Source organism: Bacteroides sp. MSK.20.12, from assembly GCF_019052435.1.
Taxonomy (GTDB): domain Bacteria; phylum Bacteroidota; class Bacteroidia; order Bacteroidales; family Bacteroidaceae; genus Bacteroides; species Bacteroides xylanisolvens.
In genome coordinates, this window is the sequence record NZ_JAHQVH010000009.1 from 122,013 (window position 1) to 142,860 (window position 20,848).

17 protein-coding genes are annotated in these 20,848 nt (G+C 38.5%); 5 read left to right on the plus strand and 12 right to left on the minus strand.

Features of this window, described 5'->3' with window-relative positions:
• Positions 1–148 precede the first annotated feature (148 nt).
• From KTR06_RS07400 to KTR06_RS07420, 5 genes are all read right to left on the minus strand, one after another.
• Positions 149–736 (minus strand): tyrosine-type recombinase/integrase, encoded by a 588-nt coding sequence (locus KTR06_RS07400; protein WP_217290140.1) that lies wholly within the window; start codon positions 734–736, stop codon positions 149–151.
• 391 nt (positions 737–1,127) lie between these two features.
• Complete coding sequence (locus KTR06_RS07405) at positions 1,128–2,144, minus strand: DUF3871 family protein (protein ID WP_149970700.1); 1,017 nt, start codon at positions 2,142–2,144, stop codon at positions 1,128–1,130.
• Between the two features lie 586 nt (positions 2,145–2,730).
• Positions 2,731–3,543, minus strand: coding sequence for a hypothetical protein (locus tag KTR06_RS07410; protein WP_217290141.1), 813 nt, complete (start codon positions 3,541–3,543; stop codon positions 2,731–2,733).
• Between the two features lie 1,164 nt (positions 3,544–4,707).
• Positions 4,708–4,848, minus strand: a complete 141-nt coding sequence (locus tag KTR06_RS07415; RefSeq protein WP_217290142.1) for a hypothetical protein — start codon at positions 4,846–4,848, stop codon at positions 4,708–4,710.
• A gap of 5 nt (positions 4,849–4,853) precedes the next feature.
• On the minus strand, positions 4,854–6,689 hold the full coding sequence (locus tag KTR06_RS07420) for a hypothetical protein (RefSeq protein ID WP_217290143.1): 1,836 nt from the start codon (positions 6,687–6,689) through the stop codon (positions 4,854–4,856).
• Between the two features lie 619 nt (positions 6,690–7,308).
• Here KTR06_RS07420 and KTR06_RS07425 point away from each other — a divergent pair.
• The 3 genes from KTR06_RS07425 (at position 7,309) to KTR06_RS07435 (ending at position 9,004) form a co-directional block, all read left to right on the plus strand.
• A complete protein-coding gene (locus tag KTR06_RS07425; protein ID WP_217290144.1) occupies positions 7,309–7,554 on the plus strand; it encodes a hypothetical protein in 246 nt (81 codons plus the stop codon).
• Between the two features lie 64 nt (positions 7,555–7,618).
• Complete coding sequence (locus KTR06_RS07430) at positions 7,619–8,314, plus strand: hypothetical protein (protein ID WP_217290145.1); 696 nt, start codon at positions 7,619–7,621, stop codon at positions 8,312–8,314.
• Positions 8,315–8,377: 63 nt separating this feature from the next.
• Entirely contained in the window at positions 8,378–9,004 is a 627-nt protein-coding gene (locus KTR06_RS07435) for a 3'-5' exonuclease (RefSeq protein WP_149942562.1), read from the plus strand.
• A gap of 270 nt (positions 9,005–9,274) precedes the next feature.
• On the opposite strand, the gene uxuA is transcribed toward KTR06_RS07435, so the two are convergent.
• The 5 genes from uxuA to KTR06_RS07460 form a co-directional block, all read right to left on the minus strand.
• Positions 9,275–10,444: a mannonate dehydratase gene (gene uxuA, locus KTR06_RS07440; protein WP_008025614.1), complete on the minus strand. Its 1,170-nt coding sequence runs from the start codon at positions 10,442–10,444 to the stop codon at positions 9,275–9,277.
• 126 nt (positions 10,445–10,570) lie between these two features.
• A complete protein-coding gene (locus KTR06_RS07445; RefSeq protein ID WP_005678019.1) occupies positions 10,571–11,383 on the minus strand; it encodes an SDR family oxidoreductase in 813 nt (270 codons plus the stop codon).
• Between the two features lie 21 nt (positions 11,384–11,404).
• The gene (locus KTR06_RS07450; RefSeq protein WP_117811094.1) at positions 11,405–12,478 is read right to left on the minus strand and encodes a substrate-binding domain-containing protein; all 1,074 of its coding nucleotides are present in this window, start codon (positions 12,476–12,478) and stop codon (positions 11,405–11,407) included.
• A gap of 388 nt (positions 12,479–12,866) precedes the next feature.
• Entirely contained in the window at positions 12,867–13,154 is a 288-nt protein-coding gene (locus tag KTR06_RS07455; protein ID WP_015532932.1) for a YtxH domain-containing protein, read from the minus strand.
• Positions 13,155–13,198: 44 nt separating this feature from the next.
• Positions 13,199–13,444 carry a GlsB/YeaQ/YmgE family stress response membrane protein gene (locus tag KTR06_RS07460; protein WP_004313353.1) on the minus strand — a complete coding sequence of 82 codons (246 nt, stop codon included), beginning with the start codon at positions 13,442–13,444 and terminating at the stop codon, positions 13,199–13,201.
• Between the two features lie 161 nt (positions 13,445–13,605).
• Here KTR06_RS07460 and KTR06_RS07465 point away from each other — a divergent pair, with 161 nt between their 5' ends.
• Positions 13,606–14,811, plus strand: a complete 1,206-nt coding sequence (locus KTR06_RS07465; RefSeq protein ID WP_004313354.1) for an MFS transporter — start codon at positions 13,606–13,608, stop codon at positions 14,809–14,811.
• 132 nt (positions 14,812–14,943) lie between these two features.
• Here KTR06_RS07465 and KTR06_RS07470 read toward each other — a convergent pair whose 3' ends face one another.
• Together KTR06_RS07470 and KTR06_RS07475 are read right to left on the minus strand one after the other, a co-directional pair.
• Entirely contained in the window at positions 14,944–16,425 is a 1,482-nt protein-coding gene (locus KTR06_RS07470; protein WP_118195356.1) for a RagB/SusD family nutrient uptake outer membrane protein, read from the minus strand.
• A 14-nt stretch (positions 16,426–16,439) separates the two neighbouring features.
• Complete coding sequence (locus KTR06_RS07475; protein ID WP_118219441.1) at positions 16,440–19,568, minus strand: TonB-dependent receptor; 3,129 nt, start codon at positions 19,566–19,568, stop codon at positions 16,440–16,442.
• Between the two features lie 157 nt (positions 19,569–19,725).
• On the opposite strand from KTR06_RS07475, the gene KTR06_RS07480 reads away from it, so the two are divergent.
• Complete coding sequence (locus KTR06_RS07480; RefSeq protein ID WP_217290152.1) at positions 19,726–20,835, plus strand: DUF4421 domain-containing protein; 1,110 nt, start codon at positions 19,726–19,728, stop codon at positions 20,833–20,835.
• Positions 20,836–20,848 lie beyond the last annotated feature (13 nt).

Here is a 20,848-nt window from a genome sequence, read left to right on the forward strand (position 1 = left end):
AATGAAAGGTATTTTATTTTGCAATTAAATGTATCTGTTAAAATGAGAGTTGAAAGCTATTTCTACTCTGAATATCCATAAATTGAGACAGAACTATTCAGAGCATAAATAAGTAAAGTCCGATTCATTCTGTCTCAAATCTCAATTATCAGAAGCTAAGACAGTCATAGGTATTTAATAGTTCTTCCTGTCTCAATCCCAAGTATCTCTTAGTAATTGATACACTGGAATGATTGAATAGTTCCATGAGCTTAACAAGTGCAAGCTCCGAATTATCGTTATTCATATTATAAACCTGTCTGCCAAAGGTCTTTCTAAGAGAATGACAACTGAAATTGCCTATATGCAACTTGTACTTCTTCTTAATCTCCTTCAACATGACATTAATTCTCTGAACTGTGTACACTGTCCCCTTCTGACTTATTAATACAGGCGCATTTATGCCAACTGGACTTATATGCTCATAACAATCTCTGATATGTTGCTGTAGCTGCATATTAATCCTAATTGTCCTTTGCTTCCCTGTTTTAATCTCTGTAATGGTAAATTCTTCTGCATCTAATATCTGATTCCACCTCAAAGCAAGAATATCAGAAATTCTTAGACCTGTGAAACAACCCAAAGCGATAAGAAGTGACATCTTATAATTACTGTCCCTTGCCAACTTTCTTATTAAGTTCATCGCTTCGCTCCATTGCAGATAATCTGCTGTTGTACTTGAATATTTAAGTGACATAACGTTCTGTTTTATAGTGAAACTAATAAAAGTGAATATTAATTTTAAACTGGAATATCTAACTTACTGATTACTAGCTAAACATTCACTAATAACAGAAGTGAATGTTATACTACTGGCTAATAATAGAGAAAGAGTACCTATATATAGTATATAGATACCCTTATTAGTTCTTCATGTACTACTTCATCGTAATAATCTTGTATATAGTCCAAATAATCATCAAGAAGAATACAACAGGTGAAATTGCACACATAACAAGTAACAAGATAATCCAAGATATAACGACTAATAATGCTTGTAACATAATCTTTTGAGTATTAATAGGTAATGAATAATAAAGGGACGCCCTTATTATATGGATGTCCCTTTTAAGTACTCTGTAATACCACTAACTAAGAAACCATTGATATTTGTCATCACCATGTAAAGCGGAACATATACCCGTTGCAAGTTCTGTAGCATTATAGGCTCTATCCAAGAATGAATCTATATAGCTACTCTTATTTGCACCTGTGAGCAAGTTGTAGAACTTCCACATAGACAAATCATTTCCCAAGCTACCAAAGTTCTCGTCATTGATATACGCTTTAGCCACATTGTTAACCTGTGTATCAGTAAGCAACATTTTAGGTATATCTTTCTGATAGCCTTGCGGTAATGACTGATAAAGTCTCATTCTTCCAAGTAGTTGGCAAAACTGATGCTCCGTCATACTGGTATTGCCTAAAGACTGCATCAAATGTATGTGTTTGGCTGCATCGTATTTGTGGAACATTTCCAATACCGCTTGATATAAATCCCTTGTATTGGTAACTTCCAAGCAACTAAGATAACCGTCCGTAGATACACATAGATTTGTGCAAACCTTACAAGTAAAGCCAATAAACACTTTAAACCGCTCCGCGCCTTTCTTTGAATAAAGATTGGTATGGTTATAAGCTCTGACACCACCAATAGTAAGTGTTAGCCTGTTACCGTGTACTGTCTCATAGATTGTAGGAACTTCAATAACAAAAGCGCATCTTTCGTAGTAGATAGTCTTGTCACTCTCTAGTAACTGATTGGCGGGCTTATGAATCGCTTCGGGAATCCTACCTTTGATTACATGAGAAACACGAATATCTGGCAATTCAATTTGTTCACCGCTAAAGAATGTATTGGTTGCATCCTGTACCGCTTCAATGAAAGCCACATGAGATAATGTAGCTTCGTTGTCTTTTGCGAATACGGGTATAATACAATCATTCCTTAGATGCTCCAAACTGGCTTCAATCGTATTGGCTTCAATGAATAGAGGTCGCTTCTGCTTAATAATTGGCTCTTCAATTATTACCGCTTCTTCTGCATATTCACCAAAGTTTCTACTAGTTCTTTGTACTGGCATAATCTGTAATGTTGATTCCATAATCTGTAATTTATTAAGTTAATATTAGAAATTCCTCTGTCTGAAAGCCAAGCAAGCCACAATCAGTATTAATAATCCAATAAAGAACTGTGGCATTAAGACTACTGGCACAATTAGAATTATTCCAAACGTCAATAAAATCTTTAAATTCTCCATACGCATAATAATAGATTAGTAAATAGTGTATTTAAGGACAAAATGAGGGCTTAACATGAAGCACTATTCATTCACTTTCCTTTGTGCATCTTTATATGTAGACATATACAAATCGTTGATAAGTCCGCACATTTCAGAAGTTCAAAAGGTTTGTGGGCTGAATAGCGATTCATGTTATCCTTTCATTTTTCCTAATGATTGGTGAGGGGTATTTTGGGTAATAGAAGGGGCTTATGCACGATATACATTTGATACGCTCACTGACGAATCAAATATTTCACTCTATCACTGCATAAAGTCTAAATAGAAACACTACTTAAATCTAAAGGGCGGGGGTATGATTTTAGGTACCTATATTCTTGGGTGGGGGATATACATAAAAAGCCCCAAACCCGTTTAATGGTCTGGAGCTTTATTGCTTACAAACTAACTACAGAATAATCTCATAAGATATATCTTTCTTAACAGGTCGCTTTCTTCCTACTGTACCTGCTTGTATTGACTTCATAAAAGCGTGGATATTCCTGACATCTTTAAATCCATTCTCCTTATACTTCTTATAAATCATACATTCTCTGGATAATGGTTTGTTATTGCCTTCGTTGAAGTCTATCATGTGGTCGAACATGGCAATTAGTTTCTTTACTTGCTTATCTTTAGGCTGGTCTATTATTAAGCCTTTGACCTTTAGAATCAGACAGTCACCAATTTCATCCAATAAATCCAAATCCTTTAACTGTCCTATGTACCGACTAATAGTATCATGTCCCATGTGAATACGCTTCTCCAATTTCCTTATGGGTGATAATTTGATAACATGGCTATGCGGCTCTGTTACACTGAATAGTTTTAATATGAATCCTCTTAGCTTCAAATCTAAAGTATTGTAAGTATCGTAGAACTCTCTGCCAATTCTTCTATAATTGCCTGGCTCTACTTGGTTGAATCTGTACATAGTCCAATGTCTGTCCTTCCGTTTGGAATCTATATCACGTACAACAACCTCGCCTGTAGCCCTTAATTTGTCATTGAAAGATAATGTACTCTTACTCTTCTTGTAATTATCCAGTTCTTCCCCTACAAACCCTGCAAGCTGTTTTAATGTAGTATTAGTTTCCAAAGAATCTTTATCTGCTGTCAGTAGCAAGGTATAAGTCCTGTACACATCTGAACAGTTTAGATTCTGAATCAGATTATTACTCATTACTGTGTACTCCTTGAATGGGAGTTTCGTGTCTTTCATAAGGCAAACGCTCAATATGGTTAATCAAAATAATCTGATTGGTCTTTAACAAGAATCTCATTTTAGTGGAACTTAGTCTGTTCACTTTCCTTAGTTCGCTTAGTTTCTCATATAAATTATTATTATAATGCCACATATATTATTGATTTATATATCCTACTTATCCCACCTACTGAAAGTTCGTCAGAACTTTACAGTATGGCTGTATGGAGTGTAGTATCTAGGAGTGTAGACAGGGGGTGAATAAGCACGCTCCAAAAGGGGATTAAGCACGCCGCTAAAGGGGGAATAAGCACACCTTTATAATCTGGTAATATCAATACTTCTGCACATAACTTTGCTGTATTAGTAAGCACATTAGTAGATAGTGATACTAATTAGATGATTAGTTGCAAATACATACCCTGCCTAGTATGCTCACTTATTAACGGTAAAAGGGAGAACCATTTATACCGTCCTCCCTTCATTAGAAACTATTCATGTATCATTATTCATCTTGATGTAAACGGTGTAAACCTTGTTATCTCTCTGCTTGCGTCTCTTGGAATATCCATTGAGCTTAGCCCATATTCCAATCATCGTTCTATTATCTGCTATATGGTGGGCTAATGCAAGCTCACGTAACTGTTTGAATGTAAGTTCTGTTTCCTCACTCATTCTTAGTACCATGAATAATTATTAAATAGGTAATCTGGTAAGATAAGGTGGATTGAATCGGTAAGTATATTCAGATATATTTCAAGTTGGGTTATTCAGTAGTTTCAGTGATTCTCATGTTGGTAGTGCAAAGATACTGCACTTCGGCAAGGCTACATAACAGTTGGGTAACTATTTTAAAACTTCGTGTTGGGAGCTTCGTGAAGTGAAAATATGCCCTCTCCTGCTAACTTGGAAACTGCTTCGGAACTCGTAAACGAATCCTGCTCCGATTTATGGTGTGCAGGTGAACAGTGCACACCTTGCTTTGAATTATTTTTCACTTCTGGGTGTATCAGTCGGCAGTTCAAAGCCCGATGTAAATTCTTGCGTCTCTGATATGTCACAGTCTCAAATTCCAAGTGCCGGATAGGTTAGCCCACTCATTTGAAACGAATTAGATTTATGGCGGCAAGTCTGGAAGATGAGCGGAGCGGTCATTTCAAGATTGACAAGCCGTAGGGAATGTCAGCGTTGCGTATTCACCTCTCCGCTCTCGTCCGCATGGATAAACACACGTGAGAGTGCTTGCAGCCATGAATCTCCGAAAAATGAGACAGAACCGTTCGGAGTGTAATAAGTCAAACTCTTAACAGTTCTGTCCCACATTTCGATTATTCGAGTGAATATTTCTTCTCAAACGGAATATACCCTTTGAGGCGAGACTTCGGTATTGTTATCCGTTCAGAGATTCTAAAGTACTTATTCAAATATGTTGCCTTCGCTTTCAATGGTTTATTATTATCATCAACAAGATTATATTTATCATATATCATCTGCAAGGTTGCTATGATTTCAGATTCTGAATAAGGTTTGCCTAAGACGATAGTATTATAGATTTCATCTATCGGAACAAGGTATATCTCTGCCTTATGCTTTGTTTTAAGTTCTCGTTTCATGGTAGATAAATCATAATCTATTTCCACAATCTTATCAATGCCAAACTTCTCATAATACTTACACAGTTCGGGGGCTTCATGTCTTAATGATGCTAATTCCTGTTCCTGTTCTTCTGAAGGAATCATAAATACCAACCCTTTAGGTCTAAGAACTTGTAAACGCTCTAGTATTTCAATCTTCCTCTTCCTTGATAAAATCTTGGAGTTAACTGTTTGAGGTTGTTCATCATTGTAATGCTTATAATGGTACAATACATTGAAATGTCCCGTTTCACGATAAGCGTTCTCTAAATATTGTGGATATTGATAGAATGATGCAATCTTGAATTTCTGGATATAACATTCTACTAAGAATGGATTTACCTTACCTTTATATTCATCATTCTCAAATAGAAACCTGTAAACGGGAATACGTTCCTGAATCTCCGTCAGAAGTTCCCTCTCTCTACCTTTAAGAGCTTCCTTTACATCAGCAAGAGTATCATAGACATTCTTCTGTGCTTTCATCTCTTTTATAACTTCTTCACGAGACTGTAATTCCAAATCATTATTCCAATTAGTTATATGGGTTATATCCCCTATTCCGTTTCTGAATCTACCAATTATCTGAATAGCGTGTGTATATGGGTCTATCATTGTGTGGGGTCTGCTGATACAGTCTGTCATCATTATTATATCCGGTCGGTCGGACGTCTCCAAATCAACTGCTGAATAGAATCTACTGGTAAAGAAACTATATTGCTCCAATACCTCACCAGATACAAATAGGTCTGCTGCCTTATATCCTTCTTTACGCAACTTACCGATATTCCCGTCAGTATCTGAACAGTAGATTTTAGTGCAGTCTCTGATATTGGCTTTCTCTATTAACGCCTTCGCATATTCGGGTGAATTTAAGAATATAGCTATCTTGTTGCCACTTTGGAATATCTGATTCATGAACTCCTGTTGTACATTATTGGTTCCAACCAAATTTAGAGCCTTCTTGTAATCATAATTGGGTATAATCTTAATACAGGTAAATGAATGGTTCGTAAATCCCTTCAAATTTGGTAACAAGGGAGTTGCTGATATTAATGCTTTATTATCAAAGCTAAAGAAGTCGAAGAATGGCAGAATTATATTCGGTCTAAATTCCGCATCTTGTACAACCTTCTCACATTCATCTATCAGTAGAAAGAAGTCCTTAAATAAATTAATGCTTGCATAATCTGCTGCCCGTTTTACTTTAGAATAGCTTTCTGGTGTAACAATAATCTTCTTATGAGGAATAGATTTATCAAGTAGATATGTTTTAATGGTCGCATCTGTAACACCTTCACATACTCCTAATGCTTTAGGGTATTTATTTTGTTTCCCTACAATGACAGGAACATTAGGCTCAACAATTATTGAGTTACGCTTTGCTTCCAATTCACAAGTAGTCGCACCTTTGGCGGTTAGTGTCTTGTCAATTATGGTATTAGTGGGCAAACCTTCCGGATAGAGGTCTGACATAAATTCCTTCTCTTCAATGTAAACAAGTGTACTGTGTAACTCTGTATTCTCCATATTATCTAAATTATTGTTCACATGGGACAGAATTACACAGGGTACACTATATTATGGTCTGAACTATTCTGTCCCACTTGTAACGAATCATGCTCAAAAGTACACATAAAGTTGGAATTTATGACATGAAGGTTCTACTTTATTCAAGTCTATCTGTTATTTTAGTCCTTATTATCAGATTTTGAATTTATTCCTATTAGGCTTTCACTTATTGGATATTTACAGTATGACAACAGGCAAATTCTAGTTATAAAGACATTGATAGAATGTATAGAGATTACTACAGTCTATTAGTACGCTGTATTACTATAAGATACTGTGGTATTATAAAGTATTATAACTACTATGAATATATACCTAGTTCCATACTATCATTCAAGACTATTATGATATATATCTACAATAACACATTAATTTATAGCATAAATTATATGGGATTTGATTGCTTATTTAAAATATATTCGTACATTTGTGACGTTTCATTTAGAGATACCATAATGGCTTAATTGCGCTTTATGTTCGTTTACTTGTAAACAACTTATGGACTAATACCGTAAGGAACGGCAAGCCTTTAAGTAGATTTAAAGGTTAATTTATTTACCCTAATTAATTTATCATTATGGAGAATCAGAATGAAGCAACTTGTGTAGTATTAAGTCGTGAACAATCATTTGATTTGTATGGCTCTTGGTTTGGTAATAATGCATCACCGGCTGATATGGTTTGTTGGTGTGACAGGCAAATCGAGAAGTACGAGGAATGGATTAAGAACTGCAAGGAACTCAAATTAGAGAACCAAAAGAAGCTTCTTAAAGATATTCCAGCAGACATACTAGAAGCTATTTTAACTTCTTCTACTAATTAATACTACTAAGTAAACACTTTAGGGTATCCATTTGGATACCCTTTCTAGTTAATACTAATAGGTTATGCTGTATACAAAAGTCCTTGATGAATATAAGATAGATTATGAGGAATATCTCCGAGAGAGGGAAGTAGACTTCTTCGGAATGAAGGATAGATACCTAAAGTATATACAGACCAAAGGAATAGACCATTTCACTTTTAAACCTATAAAGATTACTACCAACACAGGTCATATATATATTATCAGATATAGCTTTAATGCATACTGGAAGCATAAGTTTATACCATTAATTGCAAGATGTTACCGCCAACCGGAAGGCATATATGTAGTGACCTGTCCTAGCACCACTATTAAAATAGGTAAGAACGGTGCATATATACCACATTTCTTTGATAGATATAGAGATAGGATTCTTAAACGTAAACATGGCAATAAACTAGATGTTATAATGAAATTCTTCGAGAATGAAGCGCGTTTCAGTGTAGGAGCAATGATACGGTATGACAAATATCCCGATAACTACATATTCGTTTTTGATAAATTCATAACACTAGGTAGTCCACTAGAGGATGTTAATATATTTGAGATGAGAACTTTAATCAGCTTAGATATGCTAAAGGAAGTGCAAAAGGATATATGTAATGAACTTGTAGAATCCAATATTAAAGAATTAGAAGAACATATTAAAGATGAGGATAGGAATAAAGATGAACTTCTTCGCACTTTATTAGAGCTACCCAATTATAAAGAAGTATAGCATATATAATCAGAATCAAACATAATCTTGCTATATTTGTATCTCACATAATATAAGACATATATGGAGAACTTAGATTTCGTTGCTATTGATTTGGAAACAGCTACTTCTCATAGAAACTCTATCTGTGAAATTGGTATTGCTATTGTAAAGAACTCTAAAATAATTGAGAGTAAATCATGGCTTGTTAAACCAGAAGATAATAGGTATGATTACTTTAATATCTGCATCCACCATATCACTCCAGAAATGACTGAATATGCTCCCCCATTCCCTATAGTATGGAAGGAAGTTGAGACTTATTTAACCAATAATGTAGTTGTCGCTCATAATAGCAGTTTCGATATGTATGTCCTAAAAGACACGTTTCTTGCTAATAATATGCCATTCCCAACATTTAAACACTTCTGTTCCTATAGAACCGCTAAATATATAGTAAAGGGCTGTAGTAGTTATTCTCTACCCAATATATGCGAAGCTTTAACAATACCATTCGGCACTCACCACAGAGCAGAAGGAGATTCTATCGGTTGTGCAAATGTTTTTATTAAATGCTTGGAACTAGCAGAAATCCATTCACTGGAAGAATTACAAGATAAATACAACTTTAGGTGTGGTGAATTTACCATTAATTCCTTTACACCACAATCAACTAGAAGTAGTAAATCGAAAAGTATCTCACGCTTCTAAGCCACAACAGCCAACAAACGTTAAAGTCAAGCACATCTGATAACATTGCTGACGCAGAAGCTTGTGCACAAATAGCTTTGCTTATTATCCCCGATCCTCCCAAACCGAAGAAAGCAAAAAAAGCCGATAAAGATACGCATGTTGGAGACTTATTCGCCTCACTTATCCCTCAACAAGTGAAAAAGAATAAATAAAAAAAACACTACAACTATTATCACGATCAATAATAGTCATAGTGTTTTTATAATAAAGTGCTAATTAAAACTTCAACTAAAGAATAGATTTAGCGATACCCATTTCCAAGCCACGAAGTTCTGCCAGTCCGCGAAGACGTCCCAGACAAGAATATCCCGGATTTGTCTTTTTCTTCAAATCATCAATCATCTGATGACCATGGTCGGGACGCATAGCGATAGAGCATTTACGACGTTGTTGCAGAAGAATCAGGCTCTTCATCACATTGTACATGTCTACATTCCCTTCCAGATGATTCGCTTCATAGAAGTTTCCTTCTTCGTCACGTTGTGTGCTGCGCAGGTGAACAAAATTTACACGATCACCGAAACGTTCCATCATGCCTGCAAGGTCATTGTCGGCACGCACTCCGAAAGAACCTGTACATAAGCAAAGGCCATTGGATTCGTTAGGCACGGCTTCAATCAGTTTTTTGAAATCGTCTTCCGTACTCAAAATACGTGGCAAACCTAAAATAGTGTAAGGAGGATCATCCGGGTGAATCACCAGCTTCACGCCTACTTCATCGGCAACAGGCGCAATTTCTTTCAAAAAGAAAATCAAGTTGGAACGGAGCTTTTCAGCGTCAATATCGTTATAACGGTCTAATGCCTGCTGGAATTGCTCTACTGTGAAACTTTCTTCCGAACCTGGAAGTCCGGCAATCATATTGCGAACCAACAGTTTCTTATCATCTTCACTCATTTGTTCGAAACGAGCTTTTGCTTTAGCTATTTCTTCAGGAGTGTAATCTTTTTCTGCGTTCGGACGTTTCAGGATGAAAAGATCAAAGGCTACAAAAGCCGCCTTTTCGAAACGAAGAGCTTTAGAGCCATCAGGCATTGTATAGGCAAGGTCAGTACGTGTCCAGTCCAGTACGGGCATAAAGTTATAAGTAACTACCATTACGCCACACTTCGCCAGATTACGGATACTTTCCTTATAGTTTTCAATGTATTTCATGAAGTCACCAGTCTGTGTCTTGATATGTTCGTGTACAGGTACACTTTCTACCACAGACCATGTCAGACCTACTTCTTCAATCATTTGCTTACGTTTCATGATCTCTTCTACTGTCCACACTTCACCATTCGGAATGTGATGAAGAGCATTTACTATACCGGTAGCGCCTGCCTGCTTAATATCCCACAAGCTAACGGGGTCGTTAGGACCATACCAGCGCCAAGTTTGTTCACATAAATACATATTGTTATTAAATTAAGAATTGAAAATTAAGAATTAAGAAATCAAAGTTGAAAATTAAAAGTTGAGAGTCGGCATACGGATGCTACGCAGCCAATTCTCTATTTTTAATTCCCAATTCCCCATTTATTAAATTGAGAATGCATCAAATCCACCATCGATTACAGCTACTGTACCTGTTACGAAGTTGGAAGCATCGCTAATCAAATAATGGATTGTTCCATAAAGATCTTCCGGCTCACCGAAACGGTTGAATGGAGTATGAGCGAGAATTGTTTTTGAACGATCAGTCAGAGAGCCATCCGGATTAGTCAATAATGTACGGTTTTGTTCAGTCAGGAAGAAGCCTGGAGCAATTGCATTTACGCGCAAGCCATTACCGAATTTCAATGCCAGTTCTCCAGCCATGTATTTAGTAAAGTTAGCAATAGCTGCTTTAGCTGCACCATAACCAACGACACGAGTCAATGGACGAAGAGCTGATTCAGAGCAGAAGTTTACAATAGAACCTTTCTTCTGTTCTACCATAATTTCAGCAAATACCATTGTAGGCAATACTGTACCGAAAAGGTTCAAATCCACCACTTTCTTAAATGCGTCAATCTGTAAATCAAAGAAAGTTTTATCCGGAGCGATAGTTGCACCTGCCATGTTACCTCCAGCAGCGTTCAACAAAACATCAATACGGCCATAAGCTTTCATAATTTCCACTTTGTTGCCTTCCAGCACTTCCTTATCCATCACATCAGTGTAAAGGAACATTGCTTCATTTCCTTCTGCTTTGATACTGTCTACCAATGCTTTTCCAGCTTCTTCACTTCTGTCGAGTACAACCACTTTTGCGCCTTCCTTTGCGAGATACGCAGCAATACCTTTACCTAAAATACCAGCTCCGCCGGTGATAACAACTACTTTGTCTTTTACGTTAAATAATTCATTCATGGTTCTTATAAATTTATATGTTTATAATTTATTGTTCAGATAATATTTCAGATTCTCTTTAAGGAGAATATCGATAGGCATCAAATTCACTTTCTCACTATTCTGCTTGAACAGCAAATGATTACACAATGATTTAACACCATCGTACCCCTGACGCTCGGGGCGCTGCGCAATCAATGCGGTTATCACACCTTCGGAAAGTAATTGCGTATTTCTGCCGATAAGATCATAACCAACCAGTTTGACAGCCTGCATTCCTCTTGCTTTCAGGTAATTTCCTAAAATATAGCAAGTTGAATTAAAGATAATAGCGCCTTTAATATTCGGATTAGCTTCAAAGATTTCATCCAGTTTCATGAAGTTATACACTGAATCATTTATTTTCAGTTCTACTTCATGCAGATTTCCATTAAACGCTGTTTCAGTGAGATAATGACAGAAACCTTCGCGCCTGTTCCTTCCCTGGTTAGAATCATTCTTCCCACTATGAATAATCCGTGCCATTAATATGTCGGAAGAAGAAGGAAGCCTGTCCATCAATAATCTGGCAGCAATCACTCCGGCATCATAAGATTCCGTTCCAAAATAAGCCAATTGATGCTGCCCTCCAATGTTGGAGTCAACATACACGTATGGTATTTCATTCCTGTCAAGCTCCTGCGAAAGCCGGATAACAGAATCTGTAAACAAAGTCGCAATCAATACCCCATCCACTTTCTCATTCAGCAGATTTCGGATGATATCATCAAAAGTCTTGTTATTATATTGATCGAAAAAGAGTTTGGTAATGGTGATATTATATGATTCCATTTCCGCCGCAGCTTTATCTATACCTTCCGAAATAGCTTCCCAATACTCCCCCTGCACAAAAGAAGGAGTTATTGCAAGGATATGATATTGTTTTTTGGAGGCAGCTAATGAACGTGCCATCAGATTTGGTTGGTAATGTACCATTTCCAAGATAGCCTGTACTTTTTTCCTGTTTTCTTCAGATACTCTTCCACGATTATGGATTACACGGTCTACCGTGCCAACAGAGACACCTGCCATCTTAGCAATGTCTACAATCCGAATATTTGAAAACTCTTTATCCATATATTGATAAGCATCTTGTTTTTCATCGGCAAAAGTAAAATGAATTATTGAATTAAGCAATAGTGTGTGCGCACACACATTATATCAAAACAAACATATACAATTAATAATCAAATAATTAACTCCAACAAACAGAAAATATACATGTTGTTAAACATAAGAAAAAGTAAAGATAGTATAGAGAAAAAGACTCTTTTCAGATGAAAAGTTAGAGAGAAAGTAACTCCCAATTCTTGAAGGAAACGATAATAATAAAGAAGATTAGCCTAAATGTGTTCGCACACACATTGATACGATGACTAAATAAAGCTAGGGATAAAAGATTAAATATACAAAAAATAAAACAGGTAACCAATTATATTTAAATCGATTACCCGTTTTGGGATTCTTACTTTTCCCACTTATCTTTTGCTTTTCCGGCCATTTTGTCGGCTTCTGCCGCTACTTTATCAGCAATTTCCGCACCGGTTTCTACTGCTTTAAGTCCAAGATCCATTGCTTTTCTTTCAGCATGAGCAGCTGCTATTTCAGCATCGCGACCTATACGATGGATAGCATTATAAATTTCGCTTTCCAACTGTTTTGCTTTTGCTGTACGTGAAAGACGATAAGCTACTGCGCCGAGGATTGACCCAATTCCGAGTCCAATCCAGAAATTTCCATGTCTACATTCCATAATTAAGTTCTGTTTTTAGGATTAAAAATAAATTATATAAATATCTATTTAGATTTCGAGAATAAGGAAGCAATCCATAATACAAGGATAGCCCCTACAGTGGAAGTTATCAAACTTCCGATCAATCCTGAAGCTGACAGTCCGAAAAGGGCAAATACCCAACCGCCCAGTACACCTCCAAGAATACCAAGTAATAAATTTATAATAAGACCAAAACCTCCGCCGCGCATTACTTTACCTGCGAGGAATCCAGCCACAATACCAATAATGATATACCAAATAAAGCCCATATAATCCTCCTTTTTTATTTAACAACAGCAAGTACGGAGAATAGTTCGGTTAGTCAAAATTGAATTAACGACAATTTAGAATCCTTAGTCTTAGAGAAACGGGAAAGTTTGCGTACCTTTGCAGCCAATTTTTCAGGAACACTTCTAAAGCAATAGGTATCATGGTACAAAATCAGGAACAACCCGTAGGAAAAATTACATTTTCCATCTTAATCGCATTAAGTCTTTCACACTGTCTCAATGACCTTTTACAGTCCGTTGTTTCAGCAGCTTATCCACTATTCAAAGATGATTTAGGATTAAGTTTTGCGCAAATCGGCCTTATCACACTGGTTTATCAGCTTTCGGCTTCGGTCTTTCAACCGATTACCGGAATCATTTTTGATAAATATCCCGTTGCATGGTCGTTGCCTATCGGAATGAGCTTTACACTGATTGGTTTGATAAACTTAGCATTCTCTGATAATCTATACTGGATATTAGCCTCCGTATTCTTAATCGGAATTGGCTCTTCCGTACTGCATCCGGAAGCCTCCCGTATCACATTCCTTGCCTCTGGCGGGAAACGTGGACTAGCACAATCACTCTTTCAGGTAGGTGGTAACTTCGGAGGTTCATTAGGTCCTTTACTGGTTGCTCTGTTGGTGGCTCCTTATGGCAGACAACATCTCATCGTATTTGCATTTGTGGCTTTAGCTGCTATCGGAGTGATGTACCCAATTTGCAAATGGTATAAATCATATCTAAACCGGATGAAAGCACAGACCGTCAGTGTCAGAAAACCTGTTCATCTTCCTTTGCCTATGGATAAGACAGCCCTTTCAATCGCGATATTGCTGATTCTGATTTTCTCCAAATATATCTATATGGCAAGTCTCACGAGTTATTATACTTTCTACTTGATTCATAAATTTAATGTAAGCGTACAAGATTCGCAACTATATTTATTTATCTTTCTGGTAGCTACTGCTATCGGAACATTAATTGGTGGACCTGTCGGTGACCGAATTGGTCGGAAGTATGTGATCTGGGCTTCTATTTTGGGAGCTGCCCCATTTAGCTTACTAATGCCCCATGCCAATCTGCTGTGGACTATTATCCTTAGCTTCTGTGTGGGATTGATGCTTTCTTCCGCTTTTCCTGCCATATTGCTTTATGCCCAAGAGTTGCTTCCTACCAAACTTGGATTGATATCCGGCTTGTTCTTTGGATTTGCTTTCGGAGTGGCCGGTGTAGCATCTGCCGTACTCGGTAATTTAGCGGATAAAACGAGTATTGAATATGTATATAATATCTGTGCTTATATGCCGCTACTAGGATTGGTCACATTCTTTTTACCGAATTTGAAGAAGAAAAAAATAGAATAAGATTAGATTAAATAAAATGGGGTGTGTCACATTTTGCGCTCCCTCTTTTCCAAAGAAAACGACCGGTATGCATCGTCACGACGTATACCGGTCTACAAGTTAAGGTCAAAGTCAAAAAATTAAGAGAGCTATTTATATGTTAGGGTTAGCGTTAATTTCTTTCTGTGGAATAGCATACAAATAATAGGTGCTATTTACTGTAAACGGTTTACCGTTCGGGAAGTTGAGGAACCAATGTCCCAGAGGATTTCGTTTTTCAAAGCTACCACCCTCCTGCCAGCAATCGACTTCTGTCTTCTGCATTTCATCCGATAAAGCAGCACGTTCTACTGCCTTTTGTGTACGAAGTATATCGGTAATACCAAATCCTTCCCCCCAAAGTTCACGGCGACGTTCCATCAGAATCTCATTGATTACATCTTCCTGTGATTTTCCTGTCACCTCATAATCCCCTACTCCACGGGCATTACGCAATGTATTCAATGGAGCTACAGCCTGGGCCAACGCTACGCCGTCACGAACTTTCGCCTCCGTTTCTATCAAATACATTTCAGCAGCACGCATCAAGACCAGATCAGCCGTATCATCTGCACGCATGTGAAATTTCTTATATCCCAAATATCCTTCACGCATCCACTGAAACAAAGGTAAACGAATATCACCTTCGGTAAATGTATCTTTCAGATGGGGATCAGCCATAAAGCTGCTATATGCTCCTACGTATGTTGCATCCAAATAATAGAAATTATAGCTGGCATCCGATTGGGAAGGAATTTGAGGAAATCCCCATATCCATTCTTTATTGGAAATATTATTAAAACCTTCGTACTCGGCTGTAGTTGTCATCAACGTATATCCTGCACGTGCTGCTTCGGCAGCTTTTGCGGCTTCTTCCCATTGTCCGGTCAGCAAGTAAGCGCGAGCCAAAAGACCGTCAACCACTGCAACATTTGGTTTGAACTTTTGATTATCACCGCTGCGGACATAGTTTTTCAAATAGTCCTTCGCCAAAGTGAGATCGTCGAAAATAAGCTGATAAACCTGTGCCACTGTTGATTTTCCTTTCGGTACAGTGGAACTATTGCTAGGTTCGGTATATATAGGAACACACGGAGCATCTTTATCTTTCAAGTAGGTGAATTGATAATGCTGTACCAAGTGCAAATAACAAAAGGCGCGTAATGCCAATGCTTGTCCCTGTGCCTGACGGAGTTCTTCCGAATCCCCCTTGATAGAAATGGCAGTGTTACAATTATCTATCGTTTTATATATCAGATACCAGGCAAACTCTGTTCTACCATTTGAGGATTGCGCTATATCATTAAACTGATACGAAGAGTTAAAACCATATTTCGGACGGGAAACAATATCACTTGCCATCATATCATCCAGACACTGAAGTGCCCGATAACCGATATTGGCATAGGTACTTGAATAATCAAACAGATTATACCAGGCACCATTCACAAGTGCCTCCGCATTTTCGGGTACAGATACCTTATCCGAACTTACCGCATCTGTGGGGTCCGTATCCAAAAAACTGCTGCTACAACTCGTTGCCAGGAAAAGTCCGGCAACTGCCGCAAGAATGGATTGAATTTTTATTTTTCTCATAATTTAGTCTGAATTTAGAAAGAAACATTGATACCTCCGGAGATGGTTCGCATAGCCGGATAACGGTAATAAGTGATACCGGTAATTCCCTGTTCAGGGTCTAGTCCCTGATTCCGGTGAATGGTAAACAGATTATCTCCTTGTACATATACCTGCACACTGCTCAATGACAACTTACTAATCCATTGTTTGGGTAAGTTATAGGAAAGTGTCAGGTTTTTCAATCGCATATACGAATTATTCTGCAAGAAGCGAGTGGAAGCCGAGTTCCAGTTATTAGAAGTAGTACTCAAAGCAGGGACATCGGTATAGCGATTGTCGGGAGTCCATCTTCTTAGAATCTCCGTCGACCAGTCGCGACCCTCCAAACTTCCATTGTGCAGAATCATTGTAACATCACGATTGTAGATATATCCACCGATACTGTAAGCAAAGATAGCCGAAAGATCAAATCCTTTCCAAGAAAGAGACGTATTGAATCCGCCATATACTTTCGGAAGAGACGATTTGTTGACATAATAATAGTCAGCCGAACCATAATCATTTGTTGTGACACGTTTTCCGGTCGGATTCTTATTTGCATCCACCTCATTCTTATACCACAGCGGATCTCCATTTTCCGGGTCTACTCCCGCCCACTCTATCATATAGAAATCATACACCGAACGACCTACCTGCAACTTGTTCACACCACTTCGCGGCATATCTTTCAATGGGAGATCCGTCACCTTATTCTTATAATGCGTCAAGTTCATACCCAGTTTCCATACCCAACCATTCTGATTGATAATCGTTCCGTTAAGCACCATTTCTATACCTGTATTCTTCAAGGCTCCTACATTTTCGTCAATAGAACCATATCCCAGGGAAGGAGCTATCGGACGTGAATAAAGCAGGTCTTTCGAACGACGTGTAAAGAAATCAAATGAACCGGAAAAACGGTTATTGAACAGGGAGAAGTCGATACCTACATTAAAGTTGAGGTTTGTTTCCCATTTCAGATTCGGAGTCGCCATACGGTCGGACACTAACGCATTTTCTCCCAAATTGGAAACAATGGTATAAAGTCCTTTACTCGCATAATAAGTACCCAGGTTATCATTTCCCTGCGCACCATAGCTCATTTTCAGAGTCAAGGCAGACAACCAGTCGGAAGTACTTGCCATAAACTCTTCCCGGTCGATACGCCAGGAAGTACCCAACGACCAGAAATTTCCCCAGCGGGTCTCCGGCGCAAAACGTGAAGAACCGTCGCGACGATAGGATGCCGAGAAGAAATATTTATTTTGATAGTCGTATAATGCTTGAGTCAGATAACCCACCAACGCATAGTCGATGCGATACCCCGAACCTCCGGTCAACTGTGAACCGACTACCAGCTCCGGCATATCAGGCTGCGCCATTTTGGAACGTGATGCCGTCAGTTCATCGTAGCGGTAAGAATAGGCCTCCACACCGGCAAGAACATTAAAATGATGTTCACCAATTGTCTTGTCATACGTAGCAATATTATTCCATGTCCAGGAGAAAGTACGGGTATTCATTCGGCTGACGCCGCCGCCGTTTTCTTTAGCCGGACCCAATTTGGGGTTCGTATAATCCAACGTATTATAATTAATCAAGTCAAAGTTGAAACTAGTCTTGAATTTCAATCCCTCAATAATCGTAGCTTCCAAGAAAGTACGACCGGAGACTTCATCTTTCATTCGTTCTGATTTGTCTAAAGGCAAAGTAGCCGGCAGATTCCAGTTTGCCATCGAACCGGAAGGACGATAAGAGCCGAAGTCATAAATGCGGTCTCCATTCTCATCCAATTTGTAGCTACCGTCGGTATTCATTTCATAAATCGGATAAAATCCCGGCATGGTACGTCCTGCAGTAATCACATTACTGGTTTTGGAGTCAGAAGAAACCGGATAGTTCTGCATAGAATGTGCAAAACTCAAATTGACTCCTCCCTTCAACCAAGAAGTCATTTCGCTGGTGATATTGGAACGAAGATTGAAACGCTGATAACCCGATTCAAGCGCAATACCTTTATCATTCAGGTAGCCGGCTGAAAAGAAATACTGATTTGCTTTTCCGCCTCCGGAAACGCTTAGATTCAACTCTGTGCGAAGTGCTTGTTGTTCCATGGCATCACTCCAGTCTGAATTCCATAATGGGCGGGCACCTGCCACCAATTTTCCATCTGTACCGACCGGTTGCGCATATTGGGGACCATAAGGATTCGGTCCACCTCCCATCAATTTCGTAACCAGGTCTTTGGATGCTTGTGCCGCAGCAGTTGCCGGAGTATAATCCGCGCTCTTGGCGTACTGATTGCGAAGTGCTTCCCAATACAATTCAAAGTATTGATCGGTACTGACACGATCATAATCACGCACGGCACGATTGGAACCTCCTAAAGAGGCTTTTACCTTTACGGTCGCTTTGGTATTTTGATCTCCCTGCTTGGTTGTGATAATAATCACCCCATTTGCGCCACGTGAACCGTATAAAGCAGCAGAAGCCGCATCTTTCAATACTGTCATCGAAGATATATCATCAGGATTGATAGAGTTCACACTACCGTCGAACGGAACACCGTCCACCACATAAAGCGGAGCACTGGATGCATTGATAGATCCGATACCACGAATACGGATTTCCGCATCCGTACCCGGCTGCCCGCTTGCCGCACTAGCCTGCACTCCGGACACCGTCCCTTCTAATACGCGCGATACGCTCGAAGTCTGTAGCTTTTCAATCTCACCTGCTTTCATCGTCGAAGCTGCTCCGGTAAAACTATACTTCTTAGCGGTAGCATAAGCTACTACCATTACTTCTTCCAGTTCTTTACTTTCCGATTCCAACGTGACATTAATCACACTTCGGTTATTCACCGGTTGCTCTACCGATCTCATTCCTACAAAGCGGAACACTAAAGTGCCGGTAGCAGGAACTTCAATTGAATAATTTCCATCAATATCAGTGATGGTGCCGGAGGATGCTCCTTTCAATTGTACGGAGACACCAGGCAAGGGCTCCCCTTCAGAAGTCACCGTACCCGTCACGCGTTTCTCCTGCTGTGCTTCCGCATATACTATATTTCCTGCAAAAAGCAGAAGAGACACGACTAATAAACGTAAATAGATTCTCATAATTTTGTGGCTTAAGATTTATTTGCTTGTTGTAACTAACAGTATATTGAACTTTTTTGTTTAGGAAACGAAACATTTTTTAGAAGATTACTAGCATAAATCAACGAAAGGTAGTACATTCGTGAAACGAAAAACATCTAAAACAACAAAGAACCGCATGGGGAAACGGGTTATTCTATATCTTTTTCTGTTATTTTCACTGTCCTTACAGGCGCAAAGTGAAAAGAAAGCCCTTTCTACAAATGATAGTACAAGAATAGATTCCACAACGGTCACCCAGCCCAGTCCTTTCAAAAGAGCAATCAAGAAATTTATGAATTTCAGTGATTTCGATACGCTCTATATCAGCCCGAACCGTTATAATTATGCGTTGATGGCTACTCATTTCAGCAACTTCGAATATTACTCTGTCACCAGCGAACAGCCTCAACCACAAAAACTTAGTTTCTCTCCCAACCCGCATAATAAAATAGGATTGTATTTCGGCTGGCGATGGATTTTCCTGGGATGGTCCGTAGATGTGGATGATATCTATCGGAAAACCAACCGGAAGAATAGAGGTACAGAATTTGACCTTAGCTTATATAGTTCCAAACTTGGTGTAGATATATTCTACCGCCGTACCGGAAACAATTACAAGATACATAAGATCAGAGGATTTTCTGAAGATATTCCCTCCAACTATTCCGAGGATTTCAGTGGAATAAAGGTGGATATAAAAGGGCTGAACTTATATTATATCTTCAATAACAGAAAATTCTCTTATCCGGCCGCCTTCAGCCAGTCCACCAACCAACGACGCAACGCGGGAACATTTATTGCCGGTTTTTCTATTTCAAAGCATCATCTCGACTTCGACTACACAGAACTTCCTGTTTTTCTACAGCAGACAATGAATCCCGGTATGAAAGTCAAGGATATAAAATATACCAATGCCAATATCAGTTTCGGATATGCCTACAACTGGGTCTTTGCCCGCAACTGCCTGGCATGTTTGTCTCTCACCCCTGCCATTGCCTATAAAGCCTCTGATGTAGATGCGGAAACTCACGAAGGAAAAGCATGGTACGGCAAATTTAATCTGGATTTTCTACTCCGTGCAGGGGTTGTTTATAATAACGGAAAATACTTTATAGGTACTTCTTTCGTTGGGAAAAACTATAATTACCACCGGAATAATTTCTCTGTAGACAATGGTTTCGGCACTCTTCAGATATATGCCGGATTCAATTTCAACTTACGCAAAGAATACAGGAAAAAGAAATAAAAGTACGGATATC

Excerpts from the sequence above, each read along its gene's own strand:
- KTR06_RS07400 (WP_217290140.1), bottom strand. The coding sequence starts at position 736 with ATGTCACTTAAATATTCAAGTACAACAGCAGATTATCTGCAATGGAGC.
- KTR06_RS07405 (WP_149970700.1), bottom strand. The coding sequence starts at position 2,144 with ATGGAATCAACATTACAGATTATGCCAGTACAAAGAACTAGTAGAAAC.
- KTR06_RS07410 (WP_217290141.1), bottom strand. The coding sequence starts at position 3,543 with ATGAAAGACACGAAACTCCCATTCAAGGAGTACACAGTAATGAGTAAT.
- KTR06_RS07415 (WP_217290142.1), bottom strand. The coding sequence starts at position 4,848 with ATGTGGGACAGAACTGTTAAGAGTTTGACTTATTACACTCCGAACGGT.
- KTR06_RS07420 (WP_217290143.1), bottom strand. The coding sequence starts at position 6,689 with ATGGAGAATACAGAGTTACACAGTACACTTGTTTACATTGAAGAGAAG.
- KTR06_RS07425 (WP_217290144.1), top strand. The coding sequence starts at position 7,309 with ATGGAGAATCAGAATGAAGCAACTTGTGTAGTATTAAGTCGTGAACAA.
- KTR06_RS07430 (WP_217290145.1), top strand. The coding sequence starts at position 7,619 with ATGCTGTATACAAAAGTCCTTGATGAATATAAGATAGATTATGAGGAA.
- KTR06_RS07435 (WP_149942562.1), top strand. The coding sequence starts at position 8,378 with ATGGAGAACTTAGATTTCGTTGCTATTGATTTGGAAACAGCTACTTCT.
- uxuA (WP_008025614.1), bottom strand. The coding sequence starts at position 10,444 with ATGTATTTATGTGAACAAACTTGGCGCTGGTATGGTCCTAACGACCCC.
- KTR06_RS07445 (WP_005678019.1), bottom strand. The coding sequence starts at position 11,383 with ATGAATGAATTATTTAACGTAAAAGACAAAGTAGTTGTTATCACCGGC.
- KTR06_RS07450 (WP_117811094.1), bottom strand. The coding sequence starts at position 12,478 with ATGGATAAAGAGTTTTCAAATATTCGGATTGTAGACATTGCTAAGATG.
- KTR06_RS07455 (WP_015532932.1), bottom strand. The coding sequence starts at position 13,154 with ATGGAATGTAGACATGGAAATTTCTGGATTGGACTCGGAATTGGGTCA.
- KTR06_RS07460 (WP_004313353.1), bottom strand. The coding sequence starts at position 13,444 with ATGGGCTTTATTTGGTATATCATTATTGGTATTGTGGCTGGATTCCTC.
- KTR06_RS07465 (WP_004313354.1), top strand. The coding sequence starts at position 13,606 with ATGGTACAAAATCAGGAACAACCCGTAGGAAAAATTACATTTTCCATC.
- KTR06_RS07470 (WP_118195356.1), bottom strand. The coding sequence starts at position 16,425 with ATGAGAAAAATAAAAATTCAATCCATTCTTGCGGCAGTTGCCGGACTT.
- KTR06_RS07475 (WP_118219441.1), bottom strand. The coding sequence starts at position 19,568 with ATGAGAATCTATTTACGTTTATTAGTCGTGTCTCTTCTGCTTTTTGCA.
- KTR06_RS07480 (WP_217290152.1), top strand. The coding sequence starts at position 19,726 with ATGGGGAAACGGGTTATTCTATATCTTTTTCTGTTATTTTCACTGTCC.